Source organism: Pirellulales bacterium, from assembly GCA_019636345.1.
In the GTDB taxonomy this organism is placed as follows: Bacteria; Planctomycetota; Planctomycetia; order Pirellulales; family Lacipirellulaceae.
Genome location: JAHBXQ010000006.1, coordinates 233,670 through 259,802 on the forward strand (window position 1 = coordinate 233,670; position 26,133 = coordinate 259,802).

Below are 26,133 nucleotides of genomic sequence, written 5' to 3' on the forward strand. Positions count from 1 at the left end.
ACACTTTCCCGAACGCATCATGCCCTCACGCACTGCTCATCCTCCGACGCTCGGCGTCATCGTCGGCAATCGCGACTTCTTCCCCGATCAACTTGTCACCGAGGCCCGCTCCGACATTGAGCGGCTCTTCGGCGAGACGGGGATCACGCCCGTCTGGGTCGGCGTCGACGAGACCAAGCTCGGCGGCATCGAGACCCACGCCGACGCCCGCAGGTGCGCCGACCTGTTCCGCCGCCGCCGGGACGACATCGACGGGGTACTCGTCGTGCTCCCCAATTTCGGCGACGAGAAAGGCGTGGCCGACGTCCTGAAGCTCGCCGGGCTCGACGTCCCCGTCCTGGTGCAGGCGTACCCCGACGATCTCAACCAACTCGGGGTCTCGCGTCGTCGCGACGGGTTCTGCGGCAAGATCTCTGTCTGCAACAACTTGGTGCAGGCGGGAATCAAGTTCACGCTCACCGAGCGGCACGTCGTGGCGCCGCTTGCCGACGACTTTCGCCGCGAGCTCGATCAGTTCCTGCGCGTGTGCCGGGTCGTCAATGGGGTGCGCGGCGTGCGGCTGGGAGCCGTCGGCGCCCGGCCCGGGGCTTTCAACACCGTCCGCTACAGCGAGAAACTCCTCGAACGCCACGGCGTGAGCGTCACCACGGTTGATCTGTCGGAGTTCATCGCCCAGGTCGACAAGCTTGTCGCCGACGATCCGGCGGTTGCGGCGAAGCTCGACGACATCCGCGGCTACGCCCCCGCTCCCGGCGTGCCGCCGGAAAAACTCGTGCAAATGGCCAAGCTGGGCGTCGTGCTCGGTCGCTGGATGGAGGCCAACGCGCTCGATGCGACCGCGATCCAGTGTTGGACCAGCGTTCAGCAAAACCTTGGTTGCAACGTCTGCACGCTGATGAGCATGATGAGCGAGCGGTTCATGCCGAGCGCCTGCGAGGTCGACGTCACCGGCGTGCTGACGATGTACGCGATGCAACTCGCTGCGGGGTCTCCGGCCGCGTTGGTGGATTGGAACAACAACTACGGCGACGATCCCGACAAGTGCACGCTGTTTCATTGCGGCAACTGGGCGAAGAGCTTCCTCCCCGACATCAAGATCGCCAACGCCCCGATCTTGGGGAGCACCCTCGGCGTGGAGAACACCTACGGCGCCCTCGAGGGTCGCACTCCCGCCGGCCCGTTGACTTACGGCCGCGTCACTACGGCCGACGCCGAGGGACGAATCCGCGCCTACGTCGGCCAGGGCGAACTGACCGCCGACGAACTCAACACGTTCGGCACCCGTGCGGTCGCCAAGGTGTCCGACCTACAGCGGTTGTTGCGTTACGTTTGCCGCGAGGGGTTCGAGCACCACGTCGTGATGACCGGCTCGACTAGCGCCGCCGCCCTGGCCGAGGCGTTTTCCAACTACCTCGGCTGGGAGACGTACTCGCATTCGTGAGTCAAGCTGGAATCCGAATCGTTCTCGCCCCCTCGCCCGCCCTTTCCCCATGTCCGCCCCGCTTTCCACCCTCGACATGCAGCGCAAGGCAATCCGCCTGCGGCGTTCGCTCCTGACGGCGATCGCCGGCGCCGGCGCCGGGCACACGGGGGGAAGCCTCTCGTGCGTCGATATCCTCAGCGTCCTCTACAACCGCGTGCTTAACGTTTCGCCGGCGACCGCCGGCGATCCGCTTCGCGACCGCTACGTGCAGAGCAAGGGGCACTCGGTCGAGGCGCTCTACGCCGTGCTTGCCGACCGGGGATTCTTTCCCGAGGCGGAATTGGCGACGCTGTGCCAGTACCGCTCCCCGTTCGTCGGGCATCCCACGCGCAAGATCCCTGGCATCGAGATGAACACCGGCGCACTCGGGCACGGCCTGCCGATCTGCGTCGGGATGGCGATCGCCGGCAAGCTCGACGACGCCCCCTACCGCGTCTTCACCTTGTTGGGGGACGGCGAGTTGGCCGAGGGCTCCAATTGGGAGGCCGCGATGTGCGCCGCACATTACCGGCTCGACAATCTCACGGCGATCCTCGACCGCAACACGCTGCAGATCACCGGTCCGACCCGCGAGGTGTGCGGCAGCGAGCCGGTCGGCGACAAGTTTCGTGCATTCGGCTGGCGGGTGAGCGTCGTCGACGGCCACGATTTCGACGCCCTGACCGACGTGTTTCAATCCGCCGGAGTCGGGCCCGATGCGGACCGGCCCCACTTTGTCATTGCCGACACGATCAAGGGCCGGGGGGTGAGCTACATGGAGCGGGTCCTCAAGTGGCACCACGGCGTTCCCAGCGAGGAGGAACTGGCTGCGGCGCTCGCCGAGTTCGATTCGGCCGAGGCCGCTTTGGAGGCCGCAACCCGATGAGCGCCCCCGCCCCGTCGATGTTCACCCCCGCCGCGACTGAGCTGATTCAGCAGCTCGGCCTCCGCAAAGGCCGTGCGAATCTGGAGGAGTTCGCCGCGACGCTCGAAGAACTCGCCGCCGCCGATCGCGACGTCGTCGTGGTCACCAGCGACTCGCGCGGATCAGGGAAGCTCGGCCCGTTCGGCCAGAGATTCCCCCGCCAGATCGTCGAGGTAGGGATCGCCGAGCAGAATCTTGTGGGCGTGACTGCCGGCTTGGCCGCGTGCGGCAAGCGGGCGTTCGGCGTCTCGCCTGCCTGCTTCTTGACGATCCGAGCGCTTGAGCAGATCAAGAACGACGTGTGCTACTCGAACGTCCCTGCGACCGTCGTGGGGATCAGCGCGGGGGTCAGCTACGGCGCCCTGGGGAGCACTCACCATTCGCTTCACGATTTCGCCGCTTTGCGAGCGATTCACAACATCTCGGTCGTCGCCCCGGCGGACAACGCCGAGGCCCGCGCAGCGGTGCGCGCCGCCGCTGCGAGCGATCGGCCCGTCTACTTGCGGTTCGGCAAAGCGGCGATGTACGACTTGCCCGTGACGGGCGCATTCGAACTGGGCCGTGCGCGCGTGTTGCGTCCCGGCAACGACATGGCGTTCATCGCCACGGGAGAGACGGTGATTCACTGCCTGCTCGCCGCCGCCAAGCTCGCCGAGAACGGCGTGCAAGCCCGCGTCGTGAGCATGCACGCCGTGAAGCCGCTCGACGTCGATGCGGTCCTCGCCGCGGGCCGTGAGTGCGGCGCCATCGTTACGGCCGAGGAACACTCAGTGCACGGCGGTCTTGGCGAAGCGGTTGCCGCGGTCCTGATGCAGGCCGGCGTGCACTCGAAGCTTTCGATTCGCGGCATCCCCGACGAAGACACCGTCACGGGCTCCCAGGCCGACATCTTTCGCCATTACGGTCTCACAATGGAAGGTCTCGCCGAAACGGCGTCACGACTGCTCGATGGTGCGCTTACGGCGTGACAGGCCAGCAGGATCGATCGTCTGCAAATCCGGTCGTCCTGCTTATCTTGAAGAAACCTGCGATGAAGCTTCTCGCCCTCGATCAAAGCACCTCGGCCACCAAGGCGGTGCTCGTCGATCTCGACGGGCGGGTCGTCGACCGCGCGTCTTGCGATCATCGGCAGCTCTACCCGCAGCCGGGGCGGGTCGAGCATGATGCGGAGGAGATTTGGCAGAACGTGCAGGCCGTCGTGCGGGAATTGGCCGATCGCCGTCCCGACGCGATGGCCGAGTTGGCCGGGTTGTGCGTCGCCAACCAACGCGAGACGGTCGTTGTGTTCGATCGCGCTACGGGTGCGCCGCTTCACAACGCGATCGTGTGGCAGTGCCGCCGCGGGGCGCCGATCTGTCAGGAACTGGCCGAGGCCGGGCATGAGCCGTTTGTACAGGATCGCACGGGGCTGAAACTCGACACCTACTTCCCCGCCGCCAAGCTCGTGCACTTGATGCGCGAGCGCCCCGACCTCGCCTCGCGACTCAATGCGGGGGACGCGGTCGTGGGGACGATCGACGCCTACCTCGTCCACCGCCTGACCGGCGGCGCCGTCTTCGCCACCGACCATACGAACGCCAGCCGCACGCTGTTGTACGACGTCCGCCGGCTCTCCTGGGACCAACAGCTCTGCGATCTGTTCGGCGTGCCGCAAGCGGCGCTCCCCGAGATTCGCGAAAGCGCCGCCATGTTCGGCGTCACGGACGTTGGCGGAGCGCTGCCGCGAGCGGCGCCGATTTGCGGCGTCATGGGCGATTCGCAAGCCTCGCTCTTCGCCCAGCGCCGCTTCCAGCCGGGCGAAGGCAAGGCCACGTTCGGTACGGGGACCAGCGTCCTGCTGAACATCGGCCACGAGCCGCGTCCCGCGACGGCCAGCGCCGTGCTCGCACTCGCCTGGGTGCTCGACGCTCGACCGACCTATGCCTACGAAGGGCTGATCAACTGCTCGGCCGCCACGATTGCCTGGATCCGCGATCAACTGGGGCTCATCGCCGATGCGGCCGAGTCGGAACGGCTCGCCCAGACGGTCGACGACAACGGCGGCGTGTACTTCGTCCCCGCGTTCGCCGGGCTAAGCGCTCCCCATTGGAGCCCCGACGCCCGCGCCGCGATCGTCGGCATGTCGGGCCACACGAACAAAGCTCACGTCGTTCGCGCCGCGCTAGAGTCGATTGCGTACCAACTCCGTGACGTGCTCGACGCCTTGCGTGCCGAAAGCGGCGTCGCCCCGCGCGTGTTGTCCGTCGACGGCGGCCCGACGCGGAACGCCTTTCTCATGCAACTGGTCGCCGACGTGACGCGGGTCGACCTGCAGGTCGCCGACGTCCCCGAATCCTCCGCCTGCGGCGCTGCGCAGGCCGGTTGGATCGGCCTGGGACGACGCACGCTGGCCGATCTCGCCGCTGAATCGCAAGGCGGCGCGACCTATCGTCCCCAACTGCCCGCGGCGGAAGCCGACCGCCTCTACGCCGGCTGGCAACAAGCGGTCCGGCGGGTGCTGCTGTAGGTCAAGGGATAACGAGGCTCCGCCGAGACGGGGAATTGCATTTCGATCGTCAGTGTGGCTCACCATACAAGAGGATGCGACCGCAAGAACAGCACATGAGTGCGACGACCTTGCCCGCTTCTTCAAAGCGTCCGAAGAACCAACCGCGCTCGGCATCTCCTTGAGCGTACGTGAGTTCTTGGTGCGAATGATTCTGGCCGCTGTGGTCGATCAAGCGGATCGTCCGGAGTTCTCCCTGGCAGTCGGGACACGACTTCGACGGCGAAAGAGCCGGGTCTGGTGTTGATTCTCCGGCGACGTCGACTCCTCTTTGCGTTCCGGAGAGACCGTCGGTCGCTATGTCGTCAACACGGCGGAAATCGGGATCCGGCGTTCCGTCACGATGTGTGCCGCAGTTCCAGCAGAGATCAAACGACGGCTCGACTTCCTCGCGACACGTAGCGCAAACCCAGCGGTCGAGTTTCGTAGCCGCAGGATCGAGTGCGTCCCCTTCCGGCGTCGGGAAGTCGATTTCAGTTGCCGCAGTCGGCGCCGAATCGATCGGATCGTCGACGATCGCCCCGCAGACGCGGCAGATGCGGGCCCCGTCTCGGACGTCGCTCTTGCACTTCTGGCATGTCTGCATTGTCGCAACTCCGTTTCGATAGCAGTCTCGAGCGTGACGTGTTGTAAGCGGGGGCAATCTCAGTTGCCCGGGAGATTTCGATTGCACCTCGTCGTAAATAGAGACCGTGTCAGATTGGCGTCGGCCGAATCGGGGACTCTAATTCCGCCGCTTCAGCACCAACACCCAATCGGTCTCGCGATCCGGCGGCGCGAACCGTTTCGCTCCCGTCCCGTTGCGGCGTTCGTCCGGCTCGGTCAAGCGGACGTCTTCGGCCGCATACTCGACCTCGCCCGCAGGCGTCGCCGCGCCTGTTTTCGCGTCGAGCCACTTGGCAACGTACGTCCCCGGCAGGGCGTGCAGCGTGAAGGGCTCCCCCTGCGCTGTGAACGCCAGGGCCTGCTTCCCAGGCTCCGCCAGGCACCACGTGCGGTAGGGATCGTGCTCTGCGAGCCAATGATCGCTCGGTTCCATGCGATAGAACACGACCTCGCGCTCCATCACCTCGAACAGGACGTCGATCTGCTTGGCGACGAGAACGTACGGGTTGTCGTCGCCGTGGAACGGCATCCCCTCGGGGCCGAACACGGTCATGCCGTACTCTTTGGCGTGGCCGTTCCAGCAGAACGACGCCCCCGCGGTGACGCATCCCCAAGCCGCTTGCCGCAGGTCGTCCTGCGTGGCGCCGGTTCGTTCGGCCCAGTATCGCCGCCACAGGGCGTTCCCCTCGGACATGTACACCGGCTTGCCCGGCACGTAGGCCACGAGGCACGCCATGTGATGGGTCCAGGCGGTCTGGTGATAGTTGCGGTCGATCGGCTTTTCCGGCGCGGCGATCCGGTGGTTCTCGATCGCCGCGAAGTTGTACTCCGGCCGTTGGTATTCGTTGTCGCGAGGGTGCTCGTCCTGGTAGGTCCGCAGGTGGTCGAACGCGTCGTACTTGGCCAGCCGCCGCGCGAGTCCCAGTTCGTGGCTCTCGCGATGGCCTGGGTCCTCCCACACGAAGTTCCATCCCGCGATGTTCGCGTACGGCGCCAGTCGGGCGACGACGTACTCGACGAACAGGTCCTTTTCGTTTTCGCTCATGGCGCCCCACTCGGGGCCGTCGTTCTTGCCGCCCTGAAAGCCCAGGAACATGTGAACGCCGACGTTGCGATCGTTGAGCCACCCGAGCCGTCGCTCCATGAGCCGCCACACCTCCAGCCGCATCGAGGTCGGTTCTCCCTCGTCGTACAGCGCCAGTTCGAGCGTCTCCGGCGGCGGTCCGTCTTCGTAGTACTGGCCGAAGCAGCAGAGCGACAGCAGCCAGTTGACTTGCAGGTGGTTGTACCCCCGGTCGAGAAGCGGTTGGTAGACGTTCTCGCTGACCCAGTCAAACGGCTGAGCGATCGAGCCGTGCCCCGTTTCGTAGTACGATTTCACGAGCACCGGTTCGTCGCCGTTGTACGCGAGCCACCGGGGGTTCTTCGCATAGGGACGCAGCACGCCCTTGCCGGCGCCGTCGGCGACGCAGCGAAATCGCCCCGCTCCGCCCTGCGTACCGTCGCTCCAGCGATATTCGTAGCTCCACTCGCCGAGTTCGTCGGGCAGGAAACGCAGCTTCCAGACGTCGCCGGTCGTCGCGTCCCCGCCGCCGCAACCGTCGCCGTCGAAGAACCCCGAAAAATCGATCGCTCTGCCGCTCGGGGCCGTGTAGGTGCACGTCAGCCGCACGTCGGCGAACTTGTTCGCGTACGGCTTGGGGTTCGTCACGGCCGCCTCGAACACGCGGTATCGCCCCACGCTCGGCACGTCCAGGGATTCAGCCCCCGCAGCGCCGAGGCCTGCCAGGAGGGCGACGAACCCTGACGCCGCTCGCAACGCTTGTCGACCCCGCCTGTTCACGTCGTCGTCTCGCTGACCTGGAAGCCCGATTGGAGAGAACCGAACCTGTAGAATACGCCCCGTGGAACCCCCCAGCAACGCGACGCCCCCGCGGCGGCAGATTCTGCGAACATCAGCCGTTGCGGTTCGCTTTTCGAGGGATGACGAGCCGCCGTCGCAGGGCTACATTCGACTGCCGAGCACGCCGGCGTCGCCGACACCGTGAGTCGCTGAATCGCCGCAAGAATGCCCAGACGGCACGAGGCGGAGATCGCGGAGTCATCGAACGAGAAGCGGTCCCGAGGGCGCGTCGTTCGGGACGGATTGAGCGGAATTTCTCGTGCGACTCTTTGTGCCGGATTGCAGTCAATTCGCCCTGGGCCCGGTCCGCGTCAACTGTGGCTCCTGACCGCCAATCCACTGCGGACCGAGACCATGCCATGAGCCGCTCCGCAACAATCGACCGCCTGCGTTGCGAGTATCTCGTCGACCCGCTCGGGATCGACGAGCTCTGTCCGCGGTTTTCCTGGGTCATGCGCAGCGATCGCCGCGGCGCCCGGCAGGCGGCGTTCGAGGTGCAAGTCGCCAGTGCGCCGGAGATCCTCGCCGCCGGCCGCCCCGACGTTTGGACGAGCGGTCGCGTCGCGTCGGATCAGTCGCTCCACGTCGAGTACGCCGGTCCCGCACTGCTATCGCGGCAACGCTGCTGGTGGCGCGTGCTGGTCGAGGATGAAACAGGCGCGACGCTCGTCAGTCCCGTCGCTTCGTGGTCGATGGGACTCCTGCACGCGGCCGATTGGCAGGCACATTGGATTACGCACGACCCCGAGGTCGTCCGCCGCGACCCCGCCGCCAGATCGCCGACCGCGACCGAGCCGGGGACGGTCCCCTTGTTCCGCAAGTCGTTCCGCGTCCCCGGCCCCGTGAAACGGGCCGCCCTGTACGCCTCGGCTCGGGGGCTCGTCGACCTGTCGCTCAACGGCCGCCGCGTCACGGCCGACGAGTTCGTCCCCGAATGGACCGACTACCACCGCCGGCTCCATTACCGCACGTTCGACGTCGCCGCGCTCGTCGAGCCCGGGCCGAACGCCCTTGGCGCCATGCTCGGCGACGGCTGGTGGAGCGGCTTCATCGGCTGGCAGGAGCGCCGCGGCCAGTACGGAACGCTTGAGAACAGTCTGCTCGTGCAACTGGAGATCGAGACCGACGCCGGCGAGACGGTCGTCGTGACGAGCGATCGCACTTGGACCTGCGACGCGGGGCCGATCCTGGCAGGCGACTTCATGCTGGGCGAGACCTACGACGCCCGGCGCGAGCAGCCGGGCTGGGATCGCCGGGGGTTCGACGATGCTCGCTGGCTGCCGGCGATCGAAGTTGCGCCCCCCACGACGCAAAACCCGCACTATGTAGCGCCTCATGATGATCTCATGCCTAAGGAAGTGCCTGAGACGAAGGCCTGGGTCGCAGGGGGCGAGTGCAGCGATCCCCCCGTGACCGTTCTGGAAGCCAGGTCTGGGGGCTCCGTTTTGCTGCGCCCCCAGATACTCGCAGGAGAGCCGCTGCTGCTTGCGGCCCAGCGCAGCGAGCCGGTCCGTACGGTTCAGCGGATGACCCCCGTGTCCTTCGACGAGCCGGCGCCCGGCGTCGCCGTCTACGACCTGGGGCAGAATATCGCCGGCTGCGTCGAGCTGCGCGTCAGCGGTCCCCCGGGGACCCGCGTCCAACTCCGCCACGGCGAGCGGCTCAATCCCGATGGCACGCTCTACACCGAGAATCTCCGCCGCGCGACCGCGACCGACGTCTACGTGCTGCGCGGCAGCACGCCCGACGCCCCGGAGGTCTGGCGTCCGCGGTTCGCCTTTCACGGGTTCCAGTACGTCGAGGCGACGGGTCTCCCCGAGCCGCTGCCGGTCGACGCGGTGACGGCCTGCGTGCTCATGTCGGCCACGCCCGAGGCGGGCCGCTTCGAGTGTTCCGACCGGCTTGTGAATCGACTCGCCGAAAACATCGCCTGGGGCCAGCGCGGCAACTTCCTCAGCGTTCCCACCGACTGCCCGCAGCGCGACGAGCGACTCGGCTGGATGGGGGACGCCCAGGTGTTCCTCCGCACGGCGACCTGCCAGTCCGACGTGGCGGCGTTCTTCACCAAGTGGATGACGGACGTTTGTGATTCCCAGGACGCCGACGGCGTGTTCCCCGACGTGGCCCCGCGAATCTCCGAAGGCGCGAATTTCGTCGGCCTCGACGGTCTGGCTGGCGCGGCGGGGTGGGCCGACGCGGGGGTGATCGTCCCCTGGACCCTGTGGCGAGTTTACGACGACTTGCGCCTGGCCGAGCGGCATTGGAAGGCGATGGTCGCCTGGATCGAATGGCTGGAATGCACCAATCCCGACGGAATTCGCTCCCGCCGGCTGGGAAACAACTACGGCGACTGGCTCTGCATCCCCAGCGACACGACCTTCCGCACCCATTCGCCGATGAAGACGTTGCTCGCCACGGCGTATTGGGCCGACGACGCGGCGAAATTGGCGCAACTCGCCCGCGCGCTCGACAAACCCGCCGAGGCCGATCGGTTCGACGCAATGTTCCGCCGCGTTCGCGATGCATTCCGACGCGAGTGGCTCGGCGACGATGGCCGGCTAACGGTCGACACGCAGACCGCGTATTTGCTTGCCCTGGAGTTCGACCTGCTGCCCGAGCAGGTCCGTCCGCGGGCGGTCGAGCATTTGGTGGAGAACATTGCCCAGCTTGACTGGCGGCTCAGCACCGGGTTCATCGGCGTGGGTCGACTCAATCCCCGGCTCACGCTTGCCGGCAGAGCCGACGTTGCGTATCGGCTGCTGCTCAGCCGCGAGTATCCGTCGTGGCTCTACCCGGTCTTGCACGGCGCCACGACGATCTGGGAACGCTGGAACGGTTGGACCGCCGAGGACGGGTTCTTCAACCCGCAGATGAACTCGTTCAATCACTACTCGCTGGGATCGGTCGGCGAGTGGCTCTACCGGCATGTCGCGGGAATCGAACTGGCGCCGACGGTCAATGCTTTCAAGGATTTCGTGATTCGGCCGTACCTCGGCGCCGGGCTCGCTCATGCCGCAGCCCGATACGACGGGCCGCATGGCGAGATTGCCGTGCGGTGGGAGCGGACCGACTCCGGCGAGTTGCTGCTCGAGGCCGTGGTTCCTGCCAATACGACGGCGACGATCAGCGTTCCGGCGTCTCGCGCGGCGACGATCTTCGAGGGCGACCTCCCCGCCGCCGCGTCTCCGGGACTCGTCGAAGCGGAGCGCGAAGACGACTACGCCAACTTCCGCGCAACGGCCGGTCGCTATCGCTTTCGGGTCGTAGGCTGCGCGTGACGGATGCAGGTTGGACGGGCCCGCGAACAGGACGCCCGGATTGGTTCAGCCGCTACGAGGCGGTATCCCCAGACCATGAGCGGACGGCGCTAGCCGCCGGTGACTCGCCGCCAAGGCCTTAATCGCGCTTCACCGGGGGGCTCATTTCGTTTTGCGCTAATGCCGCGTCCCATGATGCGAATCGGGAAGGCTGTTGGGTTGGCGCTATGCGGCGGTTCCGTCGAGCAAAAACACACGCGTCCTTTGTGCAAAACCCCGCCGGCGGCGCTGCCGATCGTGGCCCTAACCGCCGACATGTCAGCGACTTAGGCGTGCGCTCGCCGCGTGCCGCCGCCGAGTTTTGCTCGCAATACTCCGACCGAGCGAGCAAAATGGCGATCTTCCGTCGTCGAATTGGCGCTCGTCGAACGTCTGCACTTGTCCAGATCGAAGCCCTGGGAGCCAATGCCCCCTGCGGCGCCCCCGGCTCGGCGCGCCTTGGAGCGCGCATCTTGGTTGTGTCCTGGTTCAGCGTGAAACGGAATTTCCGGTCGAGGGGGACAAGGAGTGGACGACGATCGCCGCGGAACGTCCTGTGCGTTCCCGACGAACCGGTAACTTGTCGTACTTGGCGAAAGGTCATTGCGGCATGACGAGTGCCGACGCGACAATGCCGAGCAGATCGCGGCTTTCGTGCTGACGGTTTGCCTGCTCGTCGACTCCGGACAAGCGACCTCCTATGTCTTTTCCCAACACGGTTCTCATCGCGGACGATCACCCCTGTCGCGAGACGATTCGCGTCTCGGCGGAGCACTATCCCGGCACGCCGCCGGGGTGGCATGTCGAGAAACGCCGGCTGCAGGCGGGGTTGTCTCAGGGGGTCGACGTCGTCGAGGTCGATACGGGCCAGGTGCGCGTCGTGATCGTCCCGACGCGCGGGATGGGCTTGTGGCGAGCCTGGTTCGACGAGTTCGAACTCGGCTGGCAGTCCCCCGTGCGCGGGCCCGTCCATCCGGCGTTCGTCCCGCTGAGCGAGACGAGCGGTTGGGGCTGGCTCGACGGATTCGACGAGCTCATGTGCCGGTGCGGGTTGGAGAGCCTGGGCGCCCCCGACCACGACGAGCAGGGCCAGCTGCGCTTCGGCCTCCACGGTCGGATCGCCAACCGGCCGGCCCATCGAGTCGAGCTTGCCGTCGACGCCGAGGCGGGGACGCTCGCCGTCACGGGGATCGTCGAGGAGACGCGGTTTCATCACCACAAGCTGAGATTGAGCGTTACGTATACCTTGCGGTTCGACGCGACGGAGATCGCCTGGCGCGACGAGGTCGAGAACTACGGCGGAACGCCGACCAAGATGCAGATGATGTATCACGTGAACGTCGGACTGCCGCTGTTGGGAGCAGGGTCGCAACTGTCGGCGCCGGTCAAGCGCGTGCGGCCCGGCAGTTGCGCCTCCGCCGGGGAGGCGGCTCGGAACTGGGCCACGTACGAAGCCCCCACTCCGCGGTACGCGCAGCAGGTGTTCTACGACACCCTGCAGGGAGACGACGCGGGGGACACGCTCGTGCTGCTGACGAGCTCGACCGGTTCGCATGCGGTGCGGCTCGACTACAACGTGCGGCAGCTTCCGTGCTTTACGCAATGGAAAAATTCGGTCGCCGAGGCGGACGGCTACGTTACGGGGCTCGAGCCGGGAACCAGCTTTCCCAACCCGCGCTCGGTCGAGGAGAAGGCGGGGCGGGTTCTCACGCTGCATCCCGGCGAGCGGTGGCAGGCCGAGTTGAAGCTCGACCTGCTCAGCGACCCTGCGGCCATCGCCGCCGCGGAGCGCCGCATCGCCGAGCTGCAAACCGGCTGCGACCCGATCGTGGACCTGGAAACCAGTTGACGAACGCGCGGTTTTTAAGCGGCGGCCCGTGCGAGGCGCCGCCTACTTCGCGTCGTACGCGGCGGTCGATTCCGTGGCGGCCAGGTCGTCGGCCAAGGATCGTCGCGACGCGATGCCGAGCTTCGCCAATTCGCCATGATAGGCACGGACCCCCTCGGCGGCTTCCACCTGCTCGTCGGCGATCGCGCGCAACAGCCGGACGAAGCTCGGCTGATGTTCGGCGTTGTTGATCTTTCGCCCGAACAGCGCGGCCCGGGCGCCGTATCGCTTCGCCTCGGCGACCATGCGGAAGGCGTCGAACGTCGTCCCGGCCGAGCCCCCCAGGATTCCGACCACGAGCGAGCTGTCGTACGAGGCGAGCGATTCCATCGCGCGCGGGCCGAAGTAGGGGATCTTGAGAAACGCGGGTCGCTCGCTCCGCGCCACCCCGGCCAGCAACCGGGCGATGCTGTCGTTGACGAACGCGGGGATCTGCGCCGGCGTCAACGAGTCGCAGGCGTTGGGCGGAAAGACCTCCAGAAAGTGCCGGAACCCGTACGCCTCGGCCTCGACCCGGAAATCGGCGTACGCCTCGAGCATCGCGACGTCGCGCGGGGCGTCGTGGTTGAGCGTGATCGAGAACAGCCCCAAGTCGGCGCCGCATACGGGGTCCTCGCCGTCGTAATCGGCGCGCCCGTACATGGCATGGGGGAGGCTCGCCGTGCGGAACGGCATTGCGGGCTGCGTGCCGTACGCCGCCGGCGTCCCGGCCAGCCAGATGTCGGTCGTGTCGTTCGCCCGCACCGCGGGCGTCACGGGGCTGTCGACGAACAACTGCTCGCGGACCGTGAGCTGGTCGCTGGTGCTGACGCTCATCAGCATGATGTCGACCAGCCGTTGGTCGGCGATTTCGCGAATGCACGCGCGGAATTCGTCGAGCGTGCGGGGCCGATCGCTTCCCGGGGCGCGCCCCAGGCCCGACGCCCCGAATCCCATATCGGCGTCTTTGGCGTCGGCCAGGATGAAGTCGCGACAGGAGGAATCCGCGGCAAGCCGGGCCAGTTTGACGTCGAGGGTTTTTTCCATGGCGTCCATCTTCCCCGAGGAACGTCGATGCGCGAAGCGGTCGCGCCGCGGCGCTCACGATTTCGCCCTGACGGAGGGACCGCAGAGCAGCGCGGATTCTCCGTCAGGACGGGGCGCGGAGCAAGAAAACCGAGGCTTGGATCCGTTGCCATACGGACGGCGAATCCAAGCCTCGGCTGCGCTCCTCGGCGTGCCGCGACGGTTCAGCGGTTTTCGGCTCGAGAGGTCCTACGGCCGAATCGCTTCCACCGTCGCCACGTGCCCCTCCTCGGGCGAGGCCCCGGCGACCGCCAGCAACCCGCCGTCGCCGGTCGGCAACAACCGGTGGAAAAACCGCGGCGTCTCCAATTCGCCGGCTTTTACCCACTCGTTTGCGCCAGGGGACAAGCAGTACAGCACCCCGTCGGCGCTTGACGCGAACAATTGGTCCTCGATGGCCCAGGCCGAGACGCCGAAGCCGTCCATGCCGCTGCCGGGCAAGTCGGGGAGCCGCGTCCATTGGCCGCTGATCGGGTCGAACAGATCGCACCGTCGCGAGACCTTGCCGGCGTCGTCCATGCCGCCGATCGCCGCCAGCTTTCCGTCCCACGCCGCCGCGGCGAGGGCGCGCCGCTTGAACGGCGGGCTCGGGAGCGCCTCCCAAGCAGCGCCGGCGCGAGTCAGATGGTACGCCCAGGCGGTCGGCAGCCAATTGCCGGGCGAGGAGCCGCTCAGCGTCCACCCGCCGACCACGTACAGCGTGTCTCCCACGACCGCTGCGTCGTGCGACGAACGCGCCTCCGGGAGCGGCGGCAGTTCGGTCCAACTTTTGGCTCGCGGGTCGAACGCGGCGAACTCGTCGACCGAGTGCATGTCCTCCTCTTCCTCCGCCGCGTTGCGGAACGAGAGACCGCCGACCCGATACAGCTTGCCCCGATGCGCCACCAGCGGCAATCCTTGCAGCGGGGTCCCCATCGGCAGGTCTTCCCATGGCGAGTCGCCGTCCGAGGACAACTTGATCCGCAGGAACTTGCCGCTCAGATTGTCGCGCGAGTGGGCGTGCTCTTCGCCCGTGTGCCCGCTGTAGACGTACAGCCGGCCGCCGCTTACGGCTCCGCCGAAGCTAGCCACCGGGTTGGGGAGCGGCGTCACCTTCAAGTTCGGCTGCACTCCGGCGGGAATCTCGAACGACACGGTCGCGTAGTCGACCGCCGTACTGTAGGGGGCGTCGTTCGCACGGCCTTTGGCGTTCTTGTCGAGCCGTTCGACGATGCAGCCGGTCAGCCCTGACGCGGGGACGGAGAACTCAGCGATCCCGCGGTCGTCGGTCGTCGCGGAGGTCGACTCGCCGCTGGCCGGGAGCAGCGTCGCCTTGGCGCCGGCGAGCGGCTTGCCTTCCCAGACGGCCGTGACGAGCAGCTTGCCCGCGGCGATCTGCGGCGTTGCGTCGAGCTTCAACTCCGAGCAGGACGCCCACTTGGCGGGGTCGCTGCCCAGGCACCCCTTCGCGTGATAGGTGAGCAGCATTCCGTTGTAATTGCCGTACGCCACCGGGCACGCCAGCACGCCCGCGGCGGCCCTTCCCTCGGCCGATTGCCGGCCCGTGAACTCGTCCGACTCGACGATCGTCAATTCCAGGGCCTGCGGTCCGCTGCCGTCAGCGGTCACGCTGACGGTCGCCTCCTTGAGGCAATCCGGCACGCGATAATCTCGCTCCGACGGATGCTCGGAGAAAAAAAGCAGCGCTCGGCCCGCATCGTCGGCGGCGAGCCACGGGAAATGCGCTTGGGCCCGTCCCCCCGCCAGCCACGCCAACAGCACGGCGCCGATCATCCCGCTCTGCATAGTACGCATCGATAGTCCTTGCTTGATCAAATCCAGAAAACGAGTCAGAAAGTGTCGTGATCCATGCGGCTCGCGAGTGACGCGAATGCGCGTAATGGTTTTCGTGACAACGTGAAACTTTATTGCCGGCGTGCGTTCCGCCGAACGGCGACGCGTTCGCCCGGCTTCGCTCGCTCAATCCCAGGCCGTGACGACTTCCTCCCCCGCACGGGTCACCAGCGCCGCCCGCACGTCAGGGTCCGCGCCGTCGGCCAGGAACTGAACCGACGCATCGCACATCACGAACTGGACCCCGCCGGGGTGATCGCTGCGGAACGCCAGCCGGCTGTTGGGCGCAACCCAGTTCGTCGAATTGTTGTACAGCTGCGGCGCCCTGGCGGACATGTGTCCCCACGCCAACGCCCAGTAGCCCTCGGCCCAGGCGACGTCGCCCCACCGCGACTCGATCTTCCCGTCGCAGTCGGCCCACAGGTAATCGGCGTGGCCGTAGTTGATCTCGCCCACCAGCAGCGTGTTCGACACGCCGTCGGTGAAATGCCGCCAATCGAGCCGGTACGCGCCGTCTGCAGCGGGGTTGTCGAACGCGCCGTCGAGCGCCCCCTGGTTCTTGTAGTCGGTCCGCGAGGAAATGACGTAACTGCCGGGCGCCAATTGCTCGCCGCACGCCCGGTCGGGGACGTCGCGCGGCAATCCCATCGACGGGCACAAGTATCCCCCGATCGATTCCCCCGTAATCCTGAGATTGTCGGCGTCCGTCACCGACTTGGTCTCGTCATACGCGGCGTAGAGCGCCCCCTGCTCCAGAAACGGCAACAACGTCACCAGCGTGCCGCCAAGGTTGTTGTAGGTCGAGGTTCCTAACTTAGGCGGAGGGAGATGCCCCCGCGCCGACTGATAGTTTTGCACTGCCAGTCCGATTTGCCGCAGGTTGTTCTTGCACGAGTTCCGCCGCGCCGCCTCGCGCGCCGCTTGCACTGCGGGGAGCAGCATTGCCGCCAGCGTGCCGATAATTGCGATCGACACCAGCAGCTCGACCAACGTGAACCCGCACCGGGCGCGGCGCGCGCTCGGCGCCGTTCGTCGTCGTCCGCGTCGCCACAGCCCGGCCAGCGCGGCTGCGCCGACGCTTGCCAGGGCCGCCGCGCTCGGCTCCGGCACGGCCCCGACGGTCGCCGAGGCGAGCGGAATTCCGTACGCTCCGCTCCAGATCGCCAGATCGACGCCGTCGACGGTCCCGTCGCCATCGCCGTCGGCCCCGGAGCCTGCCGGATTCGCGGGCATTCCGAACTGCCGCTGCCAGAGCAGAAAGTCCCCGCCGGTCACGCTTTGGTCGCCGTCAAAATCGCCCGCCAACGGCACACCGACGTCGTACTCGATCGACAACGTCGGGGCGATCCCTCCCAACACGCCGACCGATTCCTTCATGAACCAGTTCGGATACGCCGCCCCGGCGCCCTCTTGCTCGGTCGCATGGAGCGACGACACCGCGAAGCCGAGCGCTCCGGTCGACAGCGCCTGCTGCATATACCCCAACACGCCCGGCTGCTCCAGATCGACAGCGAAGGTGATCGTCGTGGTCCCGGCAATTGCCGAACCCGGCGCCAACGGCGCCGTGCCGATCGCCCACGGCGTCGCTTCAAACGCCGGCGTCGTTCCTCCGGGCGCCGTGGCGCTAAAACCCCCGGTGACGTTGTTCGAGACGTCGACAAAGGCCCCGGCCAGCTCCTCGTCGCCCACGACGGGGTACAGGTTGTATGCGCCGCTCGTGTACGGCGAAGTCGACTCGCGAAACAGCGGAGGGCTCGCTCCCCCGGCGCTCAGACCAAACCCGGCGTAGCCGTTGCGGAACCCGACCCCGAACAGTTCGAACGGCAATGCCGTCGTCAATGTCCCCTGCGCGACGTCCGCCAACAGTTGAGCCGCGGACTTCGGTTGGTCCGTGTACAGCAGGGGTCCGTTGCCGCTTGGTTCGAGCGACACGGTCAACGTCGCCGACTGAATCGCGTAGCGATTCGCCGGCAAGCCGAGCGGGATTTGCTCGGACGTGTTGAACGCCACGATCGTCGTTCCGTAGCGAATGGGACTCGAGCTGCCGTGCGGCAAGAACTGCCCCGTTTCGTCGTCAATAGCGAACCCTCCGGAGAACGTCGGCGACGTCGCGCGCCCTCCGGAGCCGAAGGAGTTGACGTAACTCCACGTATCCAAGGCCGGGCTGGTCCAGGCGGCCGTGGCGGCGGTCGCCGGCGCCAATCGCGCCGGCGACCCTCCGCTCCAGGCAATCGCCGCGATCAGCAGGATCGGCCAAGCGCGGCGGCGAGAGGGACTCGCCGCCGCGCCGACAGCTTGCATCCGCTGCATGGCAAGATTCCTTTGCTCAACAAACCCCGCGGAAGAACCGACGCGACGCAGCCAGACCGGCAAGCCCGCCGAGCGCGAGAATGCCGGCGGCCGGTTCGGGAACGCCAATCACGCTTCGGGCGTTGAGCGCCGGAGCCAACGCGTCCCAGCGCGTGTCGACCTGCAGCGCGTCGATCGCGCGATGGGCCGAATCCGAGGTCATGTGAATCGAGAACGGCAAATTCGCCCCCGGGGCGCTCCACTCGATCCAGTACACGCCGGTGCCGGTGTCGAGCACGCCGTACAGCGATTTCGCAAGAGTCCACCCAGGGGTTTCCATTTCGAAGCTCATCCCCGCCAGCGCCTGCGGCCCGTTGCCGCCGGGCGCCCCGGCGATCGCTTGCAGGACCACAGTGGTGAATCCTCCTGTCCCGCTCGCCGGCGCCGTGGCGACGATCCGATCGTCGGCGAGGTCCGCGTCGCCGAGGCCGGAGTAGTAGTTCGCGCTGCCGCTCCGATGGCCATAGGCGGTCGGAGCAGGGTTGGCGATGCCGTCCGTTCCCTGGAACCACCGGGTTCCAACCGCGGTCGTGCCGCCCCCCAAGTCAGGCGTCGAATCGTCCAACACGCGGCCGAAGCCGAGCGTGGGTCCATTGGCGTCGAGCACGTCCCAGCCAAAGTACGACGTGTCGGCATCGTTGCCGCGGGTCCACGCGTCGGGGACGTAGTCCCAGGTTTGACCTTGCGACGTCGTGATCGCCGCAGCTTCGCCGGCGCCCGTCGCCACGACTCCCATCACTGCGGATAAACCCGCCAGGGCGCATGGCCAGCCAAGCGTGCGGCTGGCCAACGCCAACTTCTTAATCCCGAACATGAGCACAGCTCCTCGTAAAGACAGGGAAAACCAGCGCCCCGTCGCGGTACGTCCGCAACGGCGACTTTCACGCTGGCTGGCTTTCCCAAGAAAAGGAGCTGGCTTGCGACAAAGACTCTTGATAGCGAGTCTCAGTAGCACTAGGATACCGGCCTTGCGATTTCTCGCAACCCGGCTTGTGAAAAAAACTCAGACTTTCTGACTCAAGAGATGTTGCGATCCCCCAGCCGCCTCACCCCGTCTCTACACGCGATCATGTCTGCCGCCGACACTCCTGCGGAAACAAAATCCGCCCCAGAACCTCGGGAAATCACCAGCGAGGAGCTCTTCGGCGAGGCCCGACTCGTCGTCATTCGCCATGGCGAGGAGACTTACCGTCTCCTCGTCACTCGCAACAATCGCCTGATTCTGCAGAAGTGAGGCAGAATCGCTTCCGAGACGCCCCCCTGCGGGCTCAGGCAGGTCACGCTCAGGCACGACTGGCGAGCGATGTCGCCTGTCTCTCGACATGGTCACGGAGTTTGGCCCCCTGCGGTTGCTGTGCGGTCTTCGCAAGTCTGCCGCCGAACTCCGCATTCCCGGCACTGAGCGACCATCCGTCTTCTGTTTTGCCGCTGGGGAGACTAACCCCGGGGACTTGACTGGTATGGTACTTCGAAGGCTCCAGGCGCCCGGCCCCTGTTATTTGAGCGGTCCGGGATTTGCGTCGTTTGGACGCAACTGAAATGGAATCCCGATTCACGTTCGCTTTTCGTCCGCGTTGGTCTGGCGGCGAATACTGAATCGGGGCAAACGTGATCAAATCCGCTCGTCGGCTTGTCCAGGGACGGCCGCTTTGCGGCATTTACCGCCTATTTTCGCGGAATGTTGCCTGAAACCCGCAACAAACGCAGTTGCTGCGGCGATAAGTATGAAGACATAATGAAGATTCGCTGCAACGCACACGCGAGCGACGTCTTGTCTCCTCCGAGCTGAAATGTCTCGTTCCCCCCGCACGATCCGTTTTGACGCAGACGCCCAGGACCGGGCGTTTACGCTCGTTGAACTCTTGGTCGTGATCGCGATCGTCGGCGTGCTGCTCGCCCTGCTGTTGCCGGCCGTCCAGGCGGCGCGGGAAGCCAGTCGCCGCTCTCAGTGTCAAAACAACCTGAGGCAGATCGGCCTGTCCGTCTTGAACCACCAGAGCGCCACGCGCAAGTACCCGCCGGGCAAAAAATACTCGGGACCGCGCTCGAATCCGGCGACGGAATCTTACGCCTGGACGGTCTTGATCTTGCCGCACCTTGAGCAGCAGGCGCTGCGCAGCCAGCTCGACCTGAAGCAGCCGATCACCTCCCCGGCCAACGCCGTCGTCGCCGGCGCCGTCATCCCGATTTTCCTGTGTCCGAGTGCGACGCAACTGGAGGAACATCGGGGCGAAGACGGCCGGTTGTTCGGCTTGAACGGACACCCGGGGGAAGGCTTCGGCTGCATCGACTATCTGGGGGTCTCGGGCCCGAACAAGGACAAGAACAATCCTGCCACGGGATCTCCTTACGGTCCTCAGCGCGGCGTCTTGATCGGCACGAAGGGCTTGCCGAAAGAGGACGAGTTGATCGAACCGCCGGCGATCACGCCGGCTTCAATCACCGACGGCTTGTCGAACACGGTAATGGTCGTCGAATGCACCGGCCGCGGGGCCGACGTCAACAAGCAAGGCGAAGTGAAAAGCCTGAACGGGGCCTGGGCCTCGGGGGGGAACATCAGTCACGTCAAAATGGGCGTCAACGAGGAAGTCCCCCCCGCGGCGTGGGAGGACGAACGGGTGTTCTCCGAACACTCCGGCGGCGCCAACGCCTTAGCCGCGGACGCTTCGGTTCATTTTCTGACGAATGACACAGAAGCGTCCTTGTTGCGATCGCTTTGCTCGCGCGACGGGGGAGAGATCGTCGACGGTTACGGATCTCGCTAAGGTTTTACGGCGCTGGTTGCATCTCTTATATGATTCCTCCTGACGCCGTTCAACATTCGCTCGATTCGCTTTGCCCCGTCTCGTTGGCCGAGATCGACGCCGTGGCGTTGATGAATCGGGTCGATACAAAGTACGTGCTCCGCGAGGATTCGCTTCCTGAATTGCTCGACGGCCTCCGCGAGTCGTACCGCGTTTTGGAAGTCGCCGGATTGAGGTGTTCGCCCTACTCGACGCTGTATTTCGACACGCCCGACGACGCCTGCTATTTGGCTCATCACAACGGCAAGGGAGCCCGCGTCAAGTATCGCTCCCGGCGGTACGATTCGTCCGGCGCGACGTTCTTCGAAGTGAAGGAACGCACGAACAAGGGGCGCACCGTCAAACAGCGGACGGAACTCCACGAGATTACGGAAGCGCTGGACGACGCGTCGACATCGCTGGCCGCGGCGGTGCGGGCGGCGACGCCGCTCGATCCGACGATGTGGACGCGATTTCTGCGAATCACCTTGGTTGCGACCGACTTCACGGAACGGGTGACGCTCGATCTGCGGTTGCAGTTCAGCGCCGGCGACCGCCGGGTCGGGATTCCCGGCGCAGCGATTGCAGAGATCAAACAGCAACGCGACTCGCGGAACTCGGCCATTCGCCGACGGCTGCGCGAGATGCGCGTGACCCCGATGCGCGTCAGCAAATACTGCATCGGCCGCGCGTTGCTCGACCCGACCCTGAAGCAGAATCAATTCAAGAGAAAACTCTTGGCGCTCCGCGCCGTTTTAAGCTGAAAGCCCTGTGCCGATGGAAATCTTCGACGTGCCGCTCTACGACGACGACCTGATCAAGATGGTCGGTCGCTTTGCCATCAACTTGGTCGTCGTGACGGCCCTCGTCCGGTTCGTGTATTACAAGCGATCCTTGAGCAAGGATTACTTGTTTACGTACTACATGCTCAGCGTCGTCGTGTTCTTCATCTGCTTCACGCTGAAGAAGCTGGAGCTGCAGCTCGGCATGGCGATGGGGCTGTTCGCGATCTTCGGGGTCTTGCGCTACCGGACGACCACCATGCCGGTGCGCGAAATGTCGTATCTGTTCACGATCATCGGCATCGCCGTGATCAACGCGCTGGCCAATCTCAAAGTGAGCTGGTCCGAGCTGTTGTTCGTCAACGCGATGTTCACGGCCATGCCCGCGCTGCTGGAATCGCTGCCGCTGTTGAGGCAGGAACTGGGGGAGGAGATCCTCTACGAGCGAATCGATTTGATTCGCCCGGATCGGCACGACGAACTCGTGGCCGACTTGCAGGACCGCACTGGTTTGAAGCTGACGCGGATCGAGTTGGGTCGGATCGACCTGTTGCGAGACACTGTGGCAATCACGGCGTATTACTACCCGCACGAGCAGATCGTCAACGATCGCACCGACGTCGGCATCAGTCGCCGCGTGCAGCGGGCGTAGGACGGCGTTCGCAGCGCCGCAGCAATCGTCGGCGTCGTCGCTGCGATCGCCGATTCCCGACGAGCGAGTCATCGCCCGCGCTTGATCGCTCGAACGACCGCTTCGCCCATGTCGGCGGGGCTTTGGGCGACTTCGATCCGCGCGTCTTCGAGGGCCGCGATTTTTTCGTCCGCGGTCCCCTTGCCGCCGCTGATGATCGCGCCGGCGTGGCCCATGCGCTTCCCAGGCGGGGCCGTCCGCCCGGCAATGAACGCGGCGACCGGTTTGGTGACGTTTTCCTTGGCGAACCGGGCGGCCTCCTCCTCGGCCGTGCCGCCGATCTCGCCCATCATGATGATGGCCTCGGTCTCGGGGTCCTCCTGGAACATCGTCAAGCAGTCGATGAACGAGGTTCCCACGATCGGGTCCCCGCCAAGGCCGACGCAAGTCGTTTGCCCCAAGCCCAGGGTCGTCAACTGCCACACCGCCTCGTAGGTGAGCGTGCCGCTGCGGCTCATCACTCCCACCTTGCCGCGTTTGTGGATGTAACCCGGCATGATGCCGATCTTGCATTCGTCGGCCGTGATGAGCCCCGGGCAATTCGGCCCAATGAGTTGGACGTTCATGTCCTTGATCCGATCGTACACCCGCACCATGTCAAGGACGGGGACTCCTTCGGTGATCGCGGCGATGACCTTGATCCCCGCGTCGGCCGCTTCCAAGATCGCGTCTGCGGTGAACGCGGGGGGGACGAAGATCATCGACGCCTCGGCGCCGTGCTTCTCGACCGCCTCGACGACGGTGTCGTACACCGGCAGCCCGAGGGAGGTCTGCCCCCCTTTGCCCGGCGTGACCCCGGCGACCATCTTGGTGCCGTAGTCGAGGCAGTTCTTGGAGTGAAACTCGCCCGCCTTGCCGGTGATGCCCTGGCAGATGACGCGGGTGTTCTTGTTGATCAGGATGGCCATCAGATTCAATCCAATCGATTAACCGCAGAGAGCACGGATGACACGGATTCGATTCCAGGCGGCGCCGAGCGACTCGGCGATCTCTGCGTTCTCGGTAGTGAAATAAAGCCGACTACGCAGCCCCGGCTGCGGCGACGACCTTCTTCGCCGCGTCGGTCAGCCCCTCGGCGCCGATGATGTCGACGCCGCTTTCGGCCAGCATTCGGCGGCCTTCTTCGACCTCGGTCCCTTCCAGTCGCACGACCAAGGGGACGTTGAAGCCGACTTGCTTGTACGCTTCCAGGATGGCGCCGGCGATGGTCGTGCACCGCATGATGCCGCCGAAGATGTTGACCAGCACGGCCTTGACGTTCTTGTCGGCCAGCAGGATGCGAAACGCCTCGGTGACCTGATCGACCTGGGCGCCGCCGCCGACGTCGAGAAAATTGGCCGGCTCGCCGCCGTGGAGCTTGATGAGGTCCATGGTGCTCATCGCCAAGCCGGCGCCGTTGACCAAGCAGCCGATGTTGCCTTCCAGTTGCACGAAGCTCAACCCCGCGTTGCCGGCGCGGACTTCGGCCGGTTCCTCTTCGGAGAGATCCCGCAATTCAGCGAGCGGAGCGTGCCGGAACATCGCGTTGTCGTCGAACGTGATCTTCGCGTCGAGCGCGATGACGTCGCCCTGTTTGGTGACGACCAGCGGGTTGATCTCGGCGAGGCTGGCGTCGAGGCTGACGAACAGTCGGCACAGCCCGCGCATGAATTTTTCGGCGCTTCGGACCGTGTCTCCCGTGAGCCCCAGGCGGTAGCAGAGTTTGCGGACCTGATAGCCTTGCAGCCCGGCGTCGGGGTGAAACGGTTCCTTGAAGATCAGCTCCGGGGTGTTCGCGGCGACTTCCTCGATGTTCACGCCCCCTTCGCTGGAGACCATGAGCACCGGCATGCCGCTGGCTCGATCGACCACGATTCCGAGGTACAGTTCGCGAGCAATATCGCAGCCCGCCTCGACGAGCACCTGCTGGACCTTCTTTCCCGCAGGACCGGTTTGGATGGTGACCAGTTCCCCGCCAAGCAGATTGCGGGCGACCTCGGCGGTCTCCTCAGCCGACTTCACGAGTTGCACGCCCCGTTGAGCGGGGTTGGTCTTGATCGTCCCCTTGCCGCGCCCCCCGGCGTGGATTTGGGCCTTGACCACCGCAATCGGCCCCCCCAAGGACTTGAAAGCCGTTGCGGCCTCCTCGGGAGTTTTGGCGACAATGCTCTTGGGGACCGCGATCCCGGCGTCGCGCAGGAGCTGTTTTGCCTGATATTCGTGAATTTTCATCGGAGCAATCGCCGCTGGGGGCGGCAGCCCTGGGGTCCGACCGTGGAGTCCATCGCCCGATGAAGGAGCCTTCGCTGTCGGGCGCAAGATCGGGAGTCTACCGCGCCACCCTCGGGGGTCAACGGGCCGAAGAGCCGGATGCGGCTGCCGAACTTGTTGGCTCACAGTGTGTTATTGACATGCCGTCAAGATTGTGAAAAAATTCACAAACACCGTTTTGAGAGGGCCGCTTCTCGCGACGGTCGCCGCAAGACGCCGCTGGTATTTGCGGGCACGGACCGAGCGAATCGTTGCTAGCGAGTTCGCCCCGCCCTCTCCCGGCGCGCCCCCCACTCCCACCTTTGCCGCCATGACGAGCGTCACTCAGATCTCCCGCGGGCTCGATCTCCCGATCCTCGGCGCCCCCGAGCAGAAGATTGCCGCCGGGCCTGTCGTCCGGCGCGTCGGCGTCGTCGCGGCCGATTACCACGGCATGAAGCCGACCATGACCGTCGCCGAGGGGGACGCCGTCCGACTCGGACAAACGCTGTTCGAGGACAAGAAGACTCCCGGCGTCCTGTTCACCTCGCCCGCGGCCGGCAAGGTGGTCGAGGTCAATCGGGCCGAAAAGCGACGATTTCTGTCGGTCGTCGTCGAGGTCGACGGCGAAGCGTCGGAATCGTTCACCGCGTACGGCGATCACAACCTGTCGCAACTCGACCGCGGAGCGGTCGTCGAACAACTCGTACGGTCCGGATTGTGGACTGCGCTGCGTACACGACCGTTCAGCCGCACTCCGGCGATCGATTCGATTCCGCACGCAATCTTCGTGACGGCAATCGACACGCACCCGCTTGCGGCCGATCCGGCGGTCGTGCTCGCCGAACGGCAAGCCGACTTCATCGCGGGAGTGCAGGTCCTGTCGACGCTGACCGACGGCACGACGTATGTATGCCGTCGCGCGGGTTCGGAGATTCCCGGCGAGGGGAAAACGCCGGCGGCGTATCACGCCTTCGACGGTCCCCACCCCGCGGGGCTCCCCGGCACGCATATTCACTTGCTGGCCCCGGCCAGCCGGAATCGCATCGTGTGGCACGTCGGGTATCAGGACGTCGCCGCGATCGGGCATTTGTTTCTCACCGGGCGATTGAACAACGAGCGGATCGTCTCCGTCGCCGGCCCCGCGGCCAAGCAGCCGCGGCTGGTCCGCACGCAACTGGGAGCTTCGCTCGCCGACCTGACGACCGGCGAAGCTTCGCTGAGCGCGAACCAAGCGATGCGGACCATCTCGGGGTCGGTTTTCGGCGGGCGGACCGTCAAGCCGCCAATCGACTACCTGGGGCGGTTCCACAACCAAGTGTCGCTCTTGGCGGAGGGGACGCAGCGTGAATTTCTCGGCTGGCTCGCCCCGGGGGCCGAGAAGTTTTCCGTACGGAAGATTTTTTCGTCAGCCTGGACCGGCGGCGCGGGCCGCAAATTCAACTTCACGACGACCACCAACGGCAGCGCCCGGGCGATCATCCCGCTGGGGATGTTCGAGCAGGTGATGCCGCTGGACATCGTGGCCACGCCGCTGCTCAAGTCGCTGATCACGGACGACTTGGAGTCCGCTCAGCAACTTGGCGTGCTGGAACTCGACGAAGAGGATCTTGCCCTTTGCACGTTCGTCGACCCGGGCAAGCACGAATTCGGACCGATGCTGCGGCGCAATTTGAATCGCATTGAGCTTGAAGGATAACTCGCCGCTGTTGCGGCAAGGCAGATCGATACGAGATCCAACACCCCGACTTTTGCAACAAACACGAAGCTCGCAAG

General features: G+C 65.8%; 19 protein-coding genes. 11 read left to right on the forward strand and 8 right to left on the reverse strand.

The genetic code is table 11. The features are described from left to right. Positions 1 to 19 precede the first annotated feature (19 nt). From KF688_15410 to glpK, 4 genes are all read left to right on the forward strand, one after another. On the forward strand, positions 20 to 1,441 hold the full coding sequence (locus tag KF688_15410) for an L-fucose/L-arabinose isomerase family protein (GenBank protein MBX3427065.1): 1,422 nt from the start codon (positions 20 to 22) through the stop codon (positions 1,439 to 1,441). A gap of 49 nt (positions 1,442 to 1,490) precedes the next feature. Then, complete coding sequence (locus tag KF688_15415) at positions 1,491 to 2,348, forward strand: transketolase (GenBank protein MBX3427066.1); 858 nt, start codon at positions 1,491 to 1,493, stop codon at positions 2,346 to 2,348. Beyond that, positions 2,345 to 3,355, forward strand: coding sequence for a hypothetical protein (locus KF688_15420; protein ID MBX3427067.1), 1,011 nt, complete (start codon positions 2,345 to 2,347; stop codon positions 3,353 to 3,355). Before KF688_15415 ends, KF688_15420 begins: the two co-directional genes overlap by 4 nt. 62 nt (positions 3,356 to 3,417) lie before the next feature. Further along, positions 3,418 to 4,893 (forward strand): glycerol kinase GlpK, encoded by a 1,476-nt coding sequence (glpK, locus tag KF688_15425; GenBank protein ID MBX3427068.1) that lies wholly within the window; start codon positions 3,418 to 3,420, stop codon positions 4,891 to 4,893. Between the two features lie 49 nt (positions 4,894 to 4,942). Here glpK and KF688_15430 read toward each other — a convergent pair whose 3' ends face one another. Both KF688_15430 and KF688_15435 read right to left on the reverse strand, forming a co-directional pair. Further along, positions 4,943 to 5,518 carry a zinc ribbon domain-containing protein gene (locus KF688_15430; protein MBX3427069.1) on the reverse strand — a complete coding sequence of 192 codons (576 nt, stop codon included), beginning with the start codon at positions 5,516 to 5,518 and terminating at the stop codon, positions 4,943 to 4,945. Positions 5,519 to 5,656: 138 nt separating this feature from the next. Next, a complete protein-coding gene (locus KF688_15435) occupies positions 5,657 to 7,411 on the reverse strand; it encodes a DUF5060 domain-containing protein (protein MBX3427070.1) in 1,755 nt (584 codons plus the stop codon). A 389-nt stretch (positions 7,412 to 7,800) separates the two neighbouring features. Between KF688_15435 and KF688_15440 the strand changes: the two genes are divergently transcribed. Then, entirely contained in the window at positions 7,801 to 10,719 is a 2,919-nt protein-coding gene (locus tag KF688_15440; protein MBX3427071.1) for a family 78 glycoside hydrolase catalytic domain, read from the forward strand. A 718-nt stretch (positions 10,720 to 11,437) separates the two neighbouring features. After that, positions 11,438 to 12,586: a DUF4432 family protein gene (locus KF688_15445; protein ID MBX3427072.1), complete on the forward strand. Its 1,149-nt coding sequence runs from the start codon at positions 11,438 to 11,440 to the stop codon at positions 12,584 to 12,586. A gap of 42 nt (positions 12,587 to 12,628) precedes the next feature. Here the strand turns inward: KF688_15445 and KF688_15450 are convergent, their stop codons facing one another. From KF688_15450 to KF688_15465, 4 genes are all read right to left on the reverse strand, one after another. Then, entirely contained in the window at positions 12,629 to 13,651 is a 1,023-nt protein-coding gene (locus KF688_15450) for a hypothetical protein (protein ID MBX3427073.1), read from the reverse strand. 228 nt (positions 13,652 to 13,879) lie between these two features. Further along, positions 13,880 to 15,484, reverse strand: a complete 1,605-nt coding sequence (locus KF688_15455; protein MBX3427074.1) for a hypothetical protein — start codon at positions 15,482 to 15,484, stop codon at positions 13,880 to 13,882. 165 nt (positions 15,485 to 15,649) lie between these two features. After that, a complete protein-coding gene (locus KF688_15460; protein MBX3427075.1) occupies positions 15,650 to 17,833 on the reverse strand; it encodes a DUF1559 domain-containing protein in 2,184 nt (727 codons plus the stop codon). A gap of 16 nt (positions 17,834 to 17,849) precedes the next feature. Then, entirely contained in the window at positions 17,850 to 18,686 is an 837-nt protein-coding gene (locus KF688_15465) for a hypothetical protein (GenBank protein ID MBX3427076.1), read from the reverse strand. Between the two features lie 255 nt (positions 18,687 to 18,941). Here KF688_15465 and KF688_15470 point away from each other — a divergent pair, with 255 nt between their 5' ends. The 4 genes from KF688_15470 to KF688_15485 all read left to right on the forward strand — a co-directional run bounded on the left by KF688_15470 (position 18,942) and on the right by KF688_15485 (position 22,089). Beyond that, complete coding sequence (locus tag KF688_15470; protein MBX3427077.1) at positions 18,942 to 19,106, forward strand: hemin uptake protein HemP; 165 nt, start codon at positions 18,942 to 18,944, stop codon at positions 19,104 to 19,106. Positions 19,107 to 19,662: 556 nt separating this feature from the next. Continuing rightward, positions 19,663 to 20,637, forward strand: a complete 975-nt coding sequence (locus KF688_15475) for a DUF1559 domain-containing protein (GenBank protein MBX3427078.1) — start codon at positions 19,663 to 19,665, stop codon at positions 20,635 to 20,637. Between the two features lie 29 nt (positions 20,638 to 20,666). After that, positions 20,667 to 21,419 carry a polyphosphate polymerase domain-containing protein gene (locus KF688_15480; GenBank protein MBX3427079.1) on the forward strand — a complete coding sequence of 251 codons (753 nt, stop codon included), beginning with the start codon at positions 20,667 to 20,669 and terminating at the stop codon, positions 21,417 to 21,419. Between the two features lie 13 nt (positions 21,420 to 21,432). Further along, positions 21,433 to 22,089: a DUF4956 domain-containing protein gene (locus KF688_15485; GenBank protein MBX3427080.1), complete on the forward strand. Its 657-nt coding sequence runs from the start codon at positions 21,433 to 21,435 to the stop codon at positions 22,087 to 22,089. 68 nt (positions 22,090 to 22,157) lie between these two features. Here the strand turns inward: KF688_15485 and sucD are convergent, their stop codons facing one another. Beyond that, positions 22,158 to 23,036, reverse strand: coding sequence for a succinate--CoA ligase subunit alpha (sucD, locus tag KF688_15490; GenBank protein ID MBX3427081.1), 879 nt, complete (start codon positions 23,034 to 23,036; stop codon positions 22,158 to 22,160). A 112-nt stretch (positions 23,037 to 23,148) separates the two neighbouring features. Further along, entirely contained in the window at positions 23,149 to 24,339 is a 1,191-nt protein-coding gene (sucC, locus tag KF688_15495) for an ADP-forming succinate--CoA ligase subunit beta (GenBank protein ID MBX3427082.1), read from the reverse strand. Positions 24,340 to 24,688: 349 nt separating this feature from the next. On the opposite strand from sucC, the gene KF688_15500 reads away from it, so the two are divergent. Next, positions 24,689 to 26,056 carry a Na(+)-translocating NADH-quinone reductase subunit A gene (locus KF688_15500; protein MBX3427083.1) on the forward strand — a complete coding sequence of 456 codons (1,368 nt, stop codon included), beginning with the start codon at positions 24,689 to 24,691 and terminating at the stop codon, positions 26,054 to 26,056. Positions 26,057 to 26,133: the final 77 nt, after the last annotated feature.

What these genes read in the sequence shown, in the direction of transcription:
- KF688_15410 (MBX3427065.1), top strand. Translation starts at nt 20, where the DNA reads ATGCCCTCACGCACTGCTCATCCTCCGACGCTCGGCGTCATCGTCGGC.
- KF688_15415 (MBX3427066.1), top strand. Translation starts at nt 1,491, where the DNA reads ATGTCCGCCCCGCTTTCCACCCTCGACATGCAGCGCAAGGCAATCCGC.
- KF688_15420 (MBX3427067.1), top strand. Translation starts at nt 2,345, where the DNA reads ATGAGCGCCCCCGCCCCGTCGATGTTCACCCCCGCCGCGACTGAGCTG.
- glpK (MBX3427068.1), top strand. Translation starts at nt 3,418, where the DNA reads ATGAAGCTTCTCGCCCTCGATCAAAGCACCTCGGCCACCAAGGCGGTG.
- KF688_15430 (MBX3427069.1), bottom strand. Translation starts at nt 5,518, where the DNA reads ATGCAGACATGCCAGAAGTGCAAGAGCGACGTCCGAGACGGGGCCCGC.
- KF688_15440 (MBX3427071.1), top strand. Translation starts at nt 7,801, where the DNA reads ATGAGCCGCTCCGCAACAATCGACCGCCTGCGTTGCGAGTATCTCGTC.
- KF688_15445 (MBX3427072.1), top strand. Translation starts at nt 11,438, where the DNA reads ATGTCTTTTCCCAACACGGTTCTCATCGCGGACGATCACCCCTGTCGC.
- KF688_15450 (MBX3427073.1), bottom strand. Translation starts at nt 13,651, where the DNA reads ATGGAAAAAACCCTCGACGTCAAACTGGCCCGGCTTGCCGCGGATTCC.
- KF688_15455 (MBX3427074.1), bottom strand. Translation starts at nt 15,484, where the DNA reads ATGCGTACTATGCAGAGCGGGATGATCGGCGCCGTGCTGTTGGCGTGG.
- KF688_15460 (MBX3427075.1), bottom strand. Translation starts at nt 17,833, where the DNA reads ATGCAGCGGATGCAAGCTGTCGGCGCGGCGGCGAGTCCCTCTCGCCGC.
- KF688_15465 (MBX3427076.1), bottom strand. Translation starts at nt 18,686, where the DNA reads ATGTTCGGGATTAAGAAGTTGGCGTTGGCCAGCCGCACGCTTGGCTGG.
- KF688_15470 (MBX3427077.1), top strand. Translation starts at nt 18,942, where the DNA reads ATGTCTGCCGCCGACACTCCTGCGGAAACAAAATCCGCCCCAGAACCT.
- KF688_15475 (MBX3427078.1), top strand. Translation starts at nt 19,663, where the DNA reads ATGTCTCGTTCCCCCCGCACGATCCGTTTTGACGCAGACGCCCAGGAC.
- KF688_15480 (MBX3427079.1), top strand. Translation starts at nt 20,667, where the DNA reads ATGATTCCTCCTGACGCCGTTCAACATTCGCTCGATTCGCTTTGCCCC.
- KF688_15485 (MBX3427080.1), top strand. Translation starts at nt 21,433, where the DNA reads ATGGAAATCTTCGACGTGCCGCTCTACGACGACGACCTGATCAAGATG.
- sucD (MBX3427081.1), bottom strand. Translation starts at nt 23,036, where the DNA reads ATGGCCATCCTGATCAACAAGAACACCCGCGTCATCTGCCAGGGCATC.
- sucC (MBX3427082.1), bottom strand. Translation starts at nt 24,339, where the DNA reads ATGAAAATTCACGAATATCAGGCAAAACAGCTCCTGCGCGACGCCGGG.
- KF688_15500 (MBX3427083.1), top strand. Translation starts at nt 24,689, where the DNA reads ATGACGAGCGTCACTCAGATCTCCCGCGGGCTCGATCTCCCGATCCTC.